Raw genomic sequence first — 9,852 nt, forward strand, 5'->3', positions numbered from 1 at the left:
CTTGCCTATATGGATGTAGGTACCTTAGCGATAGCAGGACGCGGTAGTGGAGTTATCGACAAGCTTTTCTCGCTTTAAAGTAGTTCGTTTAATTAAGATAATTGGTATTAAGCCAAGCTGAAGAATAATGAGTAATCCTACTTTTTAGTCACGGCTCAAGCCTATTAGGGCACTAGGCAAGCCATGCCAGAGTCTGAGCTAATAAAATATTTTATTATAACTTCTTTTGATAAGAATCAGTTTCCTTCCAATTTTTGTAATAAATTTCTGTTAAGGCTCTTGAGAAATAACACAATCGTGCCAATACTATTGTTAAGGGTAAACGCAAAAGAAGGATTGCATATGAAGATTAATTTGTCTGGCCATCACGTAGATGTAACCGATGCTGTTAAAAACCACGTTCATGAAAAGTTTGCCAAGATTGCTAACCACTTTCCATCGTTGTTATCCCTTGACATCATCGTCAGTAAAGAACACAAACAATTTTATACGGAGATAAGTACAAACTACGCAGGAAGCCGAATATCGGTAAAAGGCGAAGATGAAGTAATGTATCCAGCAATAGCTAAAGCCTCTAAAAAGTTGGATTCAGCTTTAAAACATCGTAAGGGTCAGCTCAAAGCAAATAAACACCAAAAGCCAGTGAGCACCACCCCTCCTATCGCGCATGAGATCATTCAAGAAATGGAACTTAAGTAAAATTCAGATTATCCACAAGGCCCCTCGGGGCCTTTTTTGATACAATCCCACTAATCGTCGTATGTGTAAATCTTAGAATCTATGTCAAATTATCAAGATATTTTAGAGCAGGCTGTCCAGCGTGTTAAGCCGTTACTACGTCAAGGTAAAGTAGCAAACTATATACCCGCATTGGCTCAGCAGCCGCTTGAGCAGTTTTCTGTTGCTTTACACACTATTGATGGTGAAACATATAGTGCAGGTGATGTCACTGCGAGATTTACAATACAGTCAGTTTCTAAAGTGATGACTCTGACTTTGGCATTACAACGTTATGGTGATGAACTTTGGCAGCGAGTTGGAAAAGAGCCTTCAGGCACTGCATTTAATTCTTTAACTCAGCTTGAGTTTGAAAATGGGATCCCCAGAAATCCGTTTATAAATGCAGGTGCTATTGTTACTTGTGACGCACTCTACTCTCGGTTATCCGCACCGATCCACACGATGTTGGAGAGCTATAGAGCAATGTCAGGTAACAATAAATTATGCATTAATAAGGTTGTTGCTCAGTCCGAGTACGATCATCGCTATCGCAATGCGGCTATGGCTTATTTAATGAAATCGTTTGGCAACTTTAATAATGAAGTAGAAGATGTGCTGTGGTCGTATTTTAACTTCTGTGCGATTGAAATGAATACGACAGAGCTAGCAAGGTCATTTTCATACCTTTCCAACCAAGGGGAATGCAGCATATCAGGACAACACATACTTTCTAAAAAACAAACTAAGCAAATGAATTCTCTACTATTCACAAGCGGCCTTTATGATGCTGCGGGTGACTTTGGCTATCGAGTTGGCATGCCGGGTAAATCAGGTGTAGGAGGAGCAATAATAGCAATAGTGCCTAATCGCTTTACTATCTCAGTATGGTCGCCTGGTTTAGATAAAGTTGGTAACTCATTAGCTGGGATTGCTGCACTTGAATATTTATCCAATGAACTTGGCACTGCAATTTTTTAAGTCGCTAAAGTAAAAAATAAAGCTTCAAATAATCATATTTTGCTAGCTACCAATCTAAGCCAAAATAAAAATAGCGACCTGAGTCGCCATTTTTATTTTGAGAGTTACTGTTCCCAGTACGATTGTTCTAGTGAATCTTCTCGCTCGGGAAGTCCTCTGGAGAGCCTTGGTGAATGCTGAACCAAAACCTCATAACTTGCTCTGTTAGCGTATTTACTGATCTGTGCAAGGGATGAGTAGGTAATCGCGCTTTGTTCATGCTTTGCTGAGTTTGGTACATTTAATTTATGATATTCATTAGCGCAAATATCATGCAATACTGCGGCAAGTGCACAATCGCCAGCACCATTAGTGTTCTTGATAATGTCCGGCCCACCCATGTATGGTGCCGTATGGCTGTATGCCTTAATAGGCTGTTGGCATAGTGACTTTTTCATTGCACGAGAAAATTCGTAACGATTAAACTCTGGAATTGCGCCTGGCAGAAGTGGGTACTCAGTTTCTCGTTTACAGCTATCATCGACGTAACCTGCCATAAACAATCCTTTAGGGCCTGCTGTACAAATGACAAGATCAACCCAATCTAGTGCTTTATCAGCAGCAAGGAGCGGATCGCTATGTCCTGTAATCGCTTCGCCTTCTTCTTCGTTCATTGCCAAAATGTCGACATGTTTCGCTACAAAATCAGCCCACCAAACAGGATCTTGTTCAATTAAAAATTTAGTTCCTAAAGTGAGTACTACAGGAACTCCTGCTTTGTTTGCATACTCAACCGCTTGCATGGTGGCTTGAGTCATTGTTTCATCGCCACTGGTGCGCATCAAATAAGCGCTGATCACTAACGCTGATGATTCTTGGATAAGCGTTTGGCAGATAGATTCTGGACGTAGATGATTCATCAGTCCTGCGCTGATAGCAAAAGTACGCTCGCCACTGTCATCGATCAGTGTAAAACAGCGACCTATAGGCCCATCTACTGGTTGTAGGTAGTCCAAGTCTACTCGGCTTGAGGTGTTACATAAAAATTTATAGGCGTAGCTACCAATTTTAATGTTTTCACTCATAACCCCAAGCAAAACAGAACGGTCGTCCGCTAAAACTGAATAGTTGTGCATGGTATTACCAATGGTACCGCCAGCAAATTCATAGTCGATCATGTCATCACGTTTTAGCCTATCGTATAGGGCGTTGGTGACATCATTGTCTATCACTTGTGACATACCGCGCTGTAAGTGGAACTCATCAAGAAATGCTTGATCCACTTTGGCCTCAATATCAACGACGATTTGGTCTATACCGCAGATATAGCTCCTTTTTAGCCGATCATCAGCGTGTAACTGGTTAATAAGCGGATCTTTATCTTCCACCGGAAAATAGTGTTTATGCCTACGGCGTCCCGGAAATTTCATATTCTACCCGTGTGTTTTTGAGCTTACGAAATAAAAAAAGCGGCGAATTATAGCGTAAATCCTACCCTATGAGCCACGGCAAAATTGCGAAAATTACTAATAAACTCCGTAAAATATTAAAAAAATGTTGGTAACATCTTGAGTTTGCTTATAAAAGCAGCTTTATCTATGACTAAGTTTATTTAAGAATAGCAGCTTAACCGTGCCAACGCTGAAGGTGGTATACTCTGATTTTAAGTGAATAGACGGTTAGGCAAATCATGTCAGAAGTAAAAGACGATGAATATTGGATGCAGTTAGCGCTTAAATATGCAGACAAAGCTGAAGCGGAAAATGAAATCCCTGTGGGGGCGGTAGTGGTGAAAGAGGGGGAAATGATAGCTGCTGGCTGGAATCGTTCCATCACCTGCCATGATGCTTCTGCACATGCTGAAATGGTGGCTATTCGAGAAGCAGGTAAAGTCATCGAAAACTACCGACTTATTGATTGTACGTTATACGTGACACTTGAACCTTGTCCTATGTGTGCAGGTTTGCTTGTTCATAGCCGTTTAAAGCGAGTTGTGTTTGGTGCCCCAGATGCGAAAACCGGCGCTGCGGGTTCAATTATGAACTTATTACAGCATGAGAAACTGAATCACCAAATAGAGGTGACATCTGGCGTGCTAGCAGAGGTGTGTGGAAACAAGCTGTCTGCTTTTTTTAAGCGCAGACGAAAAGAGATTAAGGCTGCAAAGAAGTTGAAACAAGGTAGTACTTAGGGTTGTACTACCGTCGATGCTGTACTTGTTTCTCTTTGCTCTTCCATTTGAATAAGAGCAAAAATACGATGGCGAAGCAGCATTTTTCTGTGTGCATTTTTCATCATTACACGACGGCGATTTGGTGACGTGTACTTGGTATTGCGTTTAAACTGATGATTCCGACGTCTTCTCAACATAGAACCTCCGAATGTGAGAGATTAAATGGGGCTATTCCCCAACAGTAATTAGTATTAATACGTGATGCCTGTGACAGATTTATGACCGCTTAGTGCATTTATCAAGCCACAACAGTAATTATTAGTCACTATTTTTTAGCGACATCATGAGGTTGTTTTGGTTTGTTTCAGGGATTGCTTGCGAAGAAGTTATGTTGTCATCAGGAAGGAGCGCGCCATTCTCCTCTAGCCATACTAACGCGTCATAATAGCGGCGAATATTATCTACATACGTAACCGCAACATCACCACGAGCATATCCATATTTTGTATTTCGATAGTAGCGCTTTTTAGTAAGCAGTGGTAGTCGTTTTTTAACGTCAGCCCAGTTATTTGGATCCCCCCCTTGCTCTTTTGTGATAGCGCGCGCATCACGGACATGTCCCCAGCCAACATTGTATGAGGCTAATGCGAGCCAAGTGCTATCTGGTTGCTGTATTTCGTCGGGCATACGATTAAATAGAATACGCAAATATTTTGCTCCACCTTCTATATTTTGCTTGGCGTTGAGGCGATTCGTTACTCCAACTTGTTTAGCTGTAGGTTGAGTTAACATCATGATCCCTCTGACTCCTGTGGGCGATTTTGCTTTTGGATCCCACATCGACTCCTGATAACTTACTGCCGCAAGCAGGCGCCAATCTATATTGTGTTGTGTAGAATATTCTTTGAACCACTTTAGATATGTGGGGAGGGTGCTGTGAACAGCCTCTACAAATGCTAGAGTGTTAACATAATTAAATTCTTCAACGTGACCAAAGTACTTTTCTTCTAAAGTTGCTAATAAGTTATTTTTTTTTGCACGAGCAAAAAATGCGGGCAGTAAGGCATAAAGAGAGTCATCTTTTTCACTGCGCATCATCCATGCTACGTGCTCATCTTGGGTAACAGAAAAAGCAATACTCACTGTTGGGTGATAACGACGAAATAAAGCTAATGAGTGAGAATCTGTAATGGTATAGTCAATCTCTCCATCAATGATGGCTTGTAGTAACTCTTCTTCTCCCTTATCAGACACAACATCCCATGTTAAATGAGGATATTGAATTTTGGCTTCCTCTAATGCAATGACATGGTTGCTATGTGCCAGTACTGTGATAGGTGCGTTAATATCATCAAAGTCTCTTGGCCAGTCTCTGCCTTGTTTGTAGACAAGCTTCTGGCTGATCGTTCTGTAGGTTGGGCCAAAGCGATATTGCGCTGTTCTTGATGGGTGAAAGCTAATCGCTGAAGCGACGATATCGAGATCTCCAGCGTCTAATCTTGCGAATAGTTCATCTAAACTAAAATAGGGGACAATGTGTAATGCAACGCCAAGCTCATTAGCAAACTCACTCGTCAGTTCATACTCAAAGCCTTGCTCTCCAGCGGTACCTTGATAGTAGTTTCCCGGGCCCGCGAGCGTACCAACACGCAATACTTTATTTTGTTTTATCTGCTGTAATTGATTAAGTGGGGCTTTGTCGCACCCAACTAAAAAGAGGACAACAAAGCACATAAAGATGTATTTTAACATGGCCCAGATCTCTTGTGCGCTCGAATTATCAACTTACCGCAGCAAAATCATAATTGCAAAAGCCGAATTAACTTAAGGTAATGATAGATTTGCATGATATTTTCTAGTTTTGACAAATTAGTGTTAATTCCAAGCGCTATTTCCACTATAATGAGCGCCCAAGATATCGTTCAATCCTTAACCCCGGATGAAAATACCTATGTTAATCCTACGTGGTGCACCTGCACTTTCAGATTTCAAAGTCCAAAAGATCCTTAAAACCTGCGCTGCAGCTCAATTACCAGTTACCAATGTTTATGCCGAGTTCATGCACTTTGCTGATTTAACGGCTGAGCTTTCAGAGACTGAATTAACCAAGCTAAACAGCCTGTTAAAGTACGGACCGACTATTACGGAGCATAAGCCTGAGGGCAAACTGATCTTGGTCACACCAAGAGTCGGCACTATCTCTCCTTGGGCTTCTAAAGCGACAGATATTGCAAACAACTGTGGTCTTACACAAGTACACCGTGTTGAACGTGGTATTGCTTATTATGTTGAGGGTGAACTAACACAAACTCAGTTTGAAGAAGTTGCGCAGCTACTTCATGACCGCATGACAGAATCGGTTCATACAGAACTTGATGATGCAGCTAAATTATTCCGTACCGAAACGCCTCGCCCAATGTCTTCAGTGGATATTCTTGGCGGCGGCCGTGAAGCATTAGCGGTTGCGAATGTTGAGCAGGGCTTTGCACTTGCTGATGACGAAATTGATTACTTAGTCGAAAGCTTTGAAAAGCTTGGTCGTAACCCTAACGACATTGAGCTTTTCATGTTCGCTCAAGCGAACTCTGAGCACTGTCGTCACAAAATTTTCAATGCCGATTGGACTATCGATGGTGTAGAGCAGCCTAAGTCGCTGTTTAAAATGATTAAAAACACCTACGAAACCAATAGCGACAATGTATTGTCGGCGTATAAAGATAACGCTGCGGTTATGACCGGCTCTAAAGCTGGCCGTTTCTTCCCAAATACTGACGGGGAGTACGCGTTCCACGAGGAAGATATCCACATTCTGATGAAAGTGGAAACGCACAACCACCCAACGGCGATTGCGCCATTTTCTGGCGCATCAACAGGTTCCGGTGGTGAGATCCGCGATGAAGGTGCAACCGGTCGAGGTTCTAAGCCAAAAGCAGGTTTAGTTGGTTTCACCGTTTCTAACCTTCGTATTCCAGGTTTTGAGCAACCTTGGGAAACTAACTTTGGTAAACCAGGACGCATTGTTAATGCTTTAGACATCATGCTTGATGGCCCTCTTGGCGGTGCAGCATTTAACAACGAATTTGGTCGTCCAAACCTCTTGGGTTACTTCCGTACCTACGAAGAAAAAGTAGAAAGCCATAACGGCGCTGAAGTACGTGGTTACCACAAGCCAATCATGATCGCAGGTGGTTTAGGTAACATCCGTGAAGATCACGTGCAAAAAGGCTCAATCCCTGTAGGTGCTAAGCTAATCGCACTTGGTGGTCCTGCAATGAACATCGGCCTTGGCGGCGGGGCTGCTTCATCAATGGCATCTGGCCAATCAAACGAAGATTTAGACTTTGCTTCTGTTCAGCGTGAAAACCCTGAGATGGAACGTCGTTGTCAGGAAGTGATCGACAAATGTTGGCAACTTGGTGATGATAACCCAATTGCGTTTATTCACGATGTGGGCGCGGGTGGTTTATCAAACGCATTCCCTGAACTTGTCGACGACGGCGGCCGTGGTGGTAAATTCCAGCTGCGTAATATCCCGAATGATGAGCCAGGCATGGCACCACACGAAATCTGGTGTAACGAGTCACAAGAGCGTTATGTATTGGCAGTTGCAGCGGAAGACTTTGCTCGCTTTGAAGCAATTTGTAAGCGTGAGCGCGCACAATATGCGGTGATTGGTGAAGCGACAGAAGAGCGTCACCTAACCGTCGCCGATAGCCACTTTGATAATAATCCTGTTGATTTACCACTAGACGTATTGCTTGGTAAGCCGCCTAAAATGCACCGTGATGTTGAGTCAAAGCATGTAGAAGGTAAAGCATTAGATACCGCAGGTATTGAACTTGACGATGCAGCTAAGCGTTTACTTCGCCTACCAACGATTGCTGAGAAAACCTTCCTTATCACGATTGGTGACAGAACCGTAACGGGTTTGGTTGCACGTGACCAAATGGTTGGCCCTTGGCAGGTACCAGTGGCTAACTGTGCGGTAACGGCGGCAACTTACGATACTTACCACGGTGAAGCGATGTCCATGGGTGAGCGCACCCCCGCGGCACTACTTAACTATGGAGCATCGGCTCGTCTAGCAGTAGCAGAAGCGCTAACCAATATCGCTGGTGCTAATATCGGTAGCCTCAACAACATTAAACTTTCTGCAAACTGGATGGCGGCTGCGGGTCACCCAGGCGAAGATGCAGGTCTTTACGAAGCAGTTAAAGCGGTTGGTGAAGAACTATGTCCTGCGCTAGGTCTTACAATCCCAGTTGGTAAAGACTCAATGTCGATGAAGACAAAGTGGGATGAAGATGGCGAAGAAAAGTCAGTGACTGCGCCGTTGTCACTTATCATCACTGCATTTGGTCGTGTTGAAGATATTCGCAAAACAGTCACGCCTGAGCTTCGTACTGATAAGGGTGAAACCAGTCTATTCCTACTTGACTTAGGTGCTGGTCAAAACCGCCTTGGTGCGTCAAGCTTAGCGCAAGTGTACAAGCAACTTGGCGACAAGACCCCTGATGTTGACAGCCCAGAGCTATTAAAAGGCTTCTACAATGCAGTACAAGCGTTGGTTGAATCTGGCAAGCTTATCGCTTACCACGACCGCTCTGACGGTGGTCTATTCACCACTGCCGCGGAAATGGCATTTGCTGGCCACACAGGTGTGAGCATTGAATTAGATACGCTGCAAGGTACTGACATAGAAGTACTATTCAATGAAGAGCTAGGTGCGGTATTACAAGTTCGCAATGATGACATTGCAGCGGTTGAAGCAGTATTTACCGAGCACGGTATTGCTGATATTGCACATCGCATCGGTACGCTAAATAGTGAAGATAAAATTATCTTTACTCGTGATGGTCAAACGGTACTTGAAAATACTCGCACTGAGCTTCGTACTATTTGGGCTGAAACCACTTACCAGATGCAAGCACTACGTGATAACCCAGATTGCGCGAAGCAAGAGTTTGACGCTAAGTTCGATAACAAAGATCCGGGCCTTAACGTTAAATTAAGCTTTGATCTAAATGAAGACATCGCAGCGCCTTACATTGCAAAAGGGGTGAAGCCGCAAGTTGCTATCTTACGTGAGCAGGGGGTGAACTCGCATCTTGAAATGGCTGCAGCATTTAACCGTGCTGGCTTTGCGGCAATCGACGTACATATGAGTGATATCCTTGAAGGTCGCTTAACACTAGAGCAGTTCAAAGGCCTAGTGGCATGTGGTGGCTTCTCATACGGTGACGTTTTAGGTGCTGGTGAAGGCTGGGCTAAATCAATCCTATTCCATGACTCTGCACGTGAGCAATTCCAAGGTTTCTTCCAACGCCAAGATACCTTCAGTTTAGGTGTGTGTAATGGTTGTCAGATGCTTTCTACATTGAAAGAGCTGATCCCTGGCACGGAAAACTGGCCACGCTTTGTTACTAATAAATCAGAGCGTTTTGAAGCGCGTTTCAGCTTAGTTGAAGTGCAGCAAAGTTCATCAATCTTCTTTGATGGTATGGCTGGTTCTCGTATGCCAATCGCGGTATCACATGGTGAAGGCCATGCTGAGTTTGCAAGTGAAGCAGCGGTACAAACGGCATTGGATTCAGGTTCAGTTGCTGTGAAGTTTGTTGATAACTACGGCAATCCAACTACTCAGTACCCCGCTAACCCGAATGGCTCTCCTGCTGGTATTACCGGTATGACCTCAACAGACGGCCGTGCAACTGTGATGATGCCGCACCCTGAGCGTGTATTCAGAGCAGTGGCAAACTCTTGGCACCCTGATGAGTGGCAAGAAGATAGTCCTTGGATGCGCATGTTCCGCAATGCGCGTAAGCTAGTAGGCTAACGCGAAATAAATTAACCTGAGCTGCGGATAATTAATGCCTTTCTAGCAGCTAGTTTTAGCGCTAACTGCGTTGAATTCACTTCCAATAGCCAACTATTGGTACGTAAATTCGCCTTGTTTTCCCTAAAACTTGCTGGCTAGACAAGGAAAAACTAAGTTGTGCTTT

General features: G+C 43.7%; 7 protein-coding genes. 4 read left to right on the top strand and 3 right to left on the bottom strand.

The window, feature by feature from the left end:
• Positions 1–342: 342 nt before the first annotated feature.
• Both raiA and glsB read left to right on the top strand, forming a co-directional pair.
• A complete protein-coding gene (gene raiA, locus D9603_RS14555; protein ID WP_125253285.1) occupies positions 343–699 on the top strand; it encodes a ribosome-associated translation inhibitor RaiA in 357 nt (118 codons plus the stop codon).
• A gap of 81 nt (positions 700–780) precedes the next feature.
• A complete protein-coding gene (glsB, locus tag D9603_RS14560) occupies positions 781–1,698 on the top strand; it encodes a glutaminase B (RefSeq protein WP_128731856.1) in 918 nt (305 codons plus the stop codon).
• 104 nt (positions 1,699–1,802) lie between these two features.
• Here the strand turns inward: glsB and D9603_RS14565 are convergent, their stop codons facing one another.
• Complete coding sequence (locus D9603_RS14565) at positions 1,803–3,107, bottom strand: inosine/guanosine kinase (RefSeq protein ID WP_125253283.1); 1,305 nt, start codon at positions 3,105–3,107, stop codon at positions 1,803–1,805.
• Positions 3,108–3,367: 260 nt separating this feature from the next.
• On the opposite strand from D9603_RS14565, the gene tadA reads away from it, so the two are divergent.
• Complete coding sequence (gene tadA / locus D9603_RS14570; RefSeq protein WP_128731857.1) at positions 3,368–3,868, top strand: tRNA adenosine(34) deaminase TadA; 501 nt, start codon at positions 3,368–3,370, stop codon at positions 3,866–3,868.
• Here the strand turns inward: tadA and D9603_RS14575 are convergent.
• Together D9603_RS14575 and mltF are read right to left on the bottom strand one after the other, a co-directional pair.
• On the bottom strand, positions 3,865–4,047 hold the full coding sequence (locus tag D9603_RS14575) for a hypothetical protein (protein ID WP_125253281.1): 183 nt from the start codon (positions 4,045–4,047) through the stop codon (positions 3,865–3,867). The genes tadA and D9603_RS14575 overlap by 4 nt on opposite strands.
• A 121-nt stretch (positions 4,048–4,168) precedes the next feature.
• Positions 4,169–5,602, bottom strand: a complete 1,434-nt coding sequence (gene mltF, locus D9603_RS14580; protein WP_241651671.1) for a membrane-bound lytic murein transglycosylase MltF — start codon at positions 5,600–5,602, stop codon at positions 4,169–4,171.
• A gap of 199 nt (positions 5,603–5,801) precedes the next feature.
• Between mltF and purL the strand changes: the two genes are divergently transcribed.
• The gene (gene purL / locus D9603_RS14585; RefSeq protein WP_128731858.1) at positions 5,802–9,686 is read left to right on the top strand and encodes a phosphoribosylformylglycinamidine synthase; all 3,885 of its coding nucleotides are present in this window, start codon (positions 5,802–5,804) and stop codon (positions 9,684–9,686) included.
• The last annotated feature ends 166 nt before the right edge of the window (positions 9,687–9,852 follow it).

The sequence above is a fragment of the Pseudoalteromonas sp. PS5 genome (assembly GCF_004103255.1).
Taxonomy (GTDB): Bacteria; Pseudomonadota; Gammaproteobacteria; order Enterobacterales; family Alteromonadaceae; genus Pseudoalteromonas; species Pseudoalteromonas peptidolytica.

Excerpts from the sequence above, each read along its gene's own strand:
- purL (WP_128731858.1), top strand. The coding sequence starts at position 5,802 with ATGTTAATCCTACGTGGTGCACCTGCACTTTCAGATTTCAAAGTCCAA.
- D9603_RS14575 (WP_125253281.1), bottom strand. The coding sequence starts at position 4,047 with ATGTTGAGAAGACGTCGGAATCATCAGTTTAAACGCAATACCAAGTAC.
- glsB (WP_128731856.1), top strand. The coding sequence starts at position 781 with ATGTCAAATTATCAAGATATTTTAGAGCAGGCTGTCCAGCGTGTTAAG.
- raiA (WP_125253285.1), top strand. The coding sequence starts at position 343 with ATGAAGATTAATTTGTCTGGCCATCACGTAGATGTAACCGATGCTGTT.
- D9603_RS14565 (WP_125253283.1), bottom strand. The coding sequence starts at position 3,107 with ATGAAATTTCCGGGACGCCGTAGGCATAAACACTATTTTCCGGTGGAA.
- tadA (WP_128731857.1), top strand. The coding sequence starts at position 3,368 with ATGTCAGAAGTAAAAGACGATGAATATTGGATGCAGTTAGCGCTTAAA.
- mltF (WP_241651671.1), bottom strand. The coding sequence starts at position 5,602 with ATGTTAAAATACATCTTTATGTGCTTTGTTGTCCTCTTTTTAGTTGGG.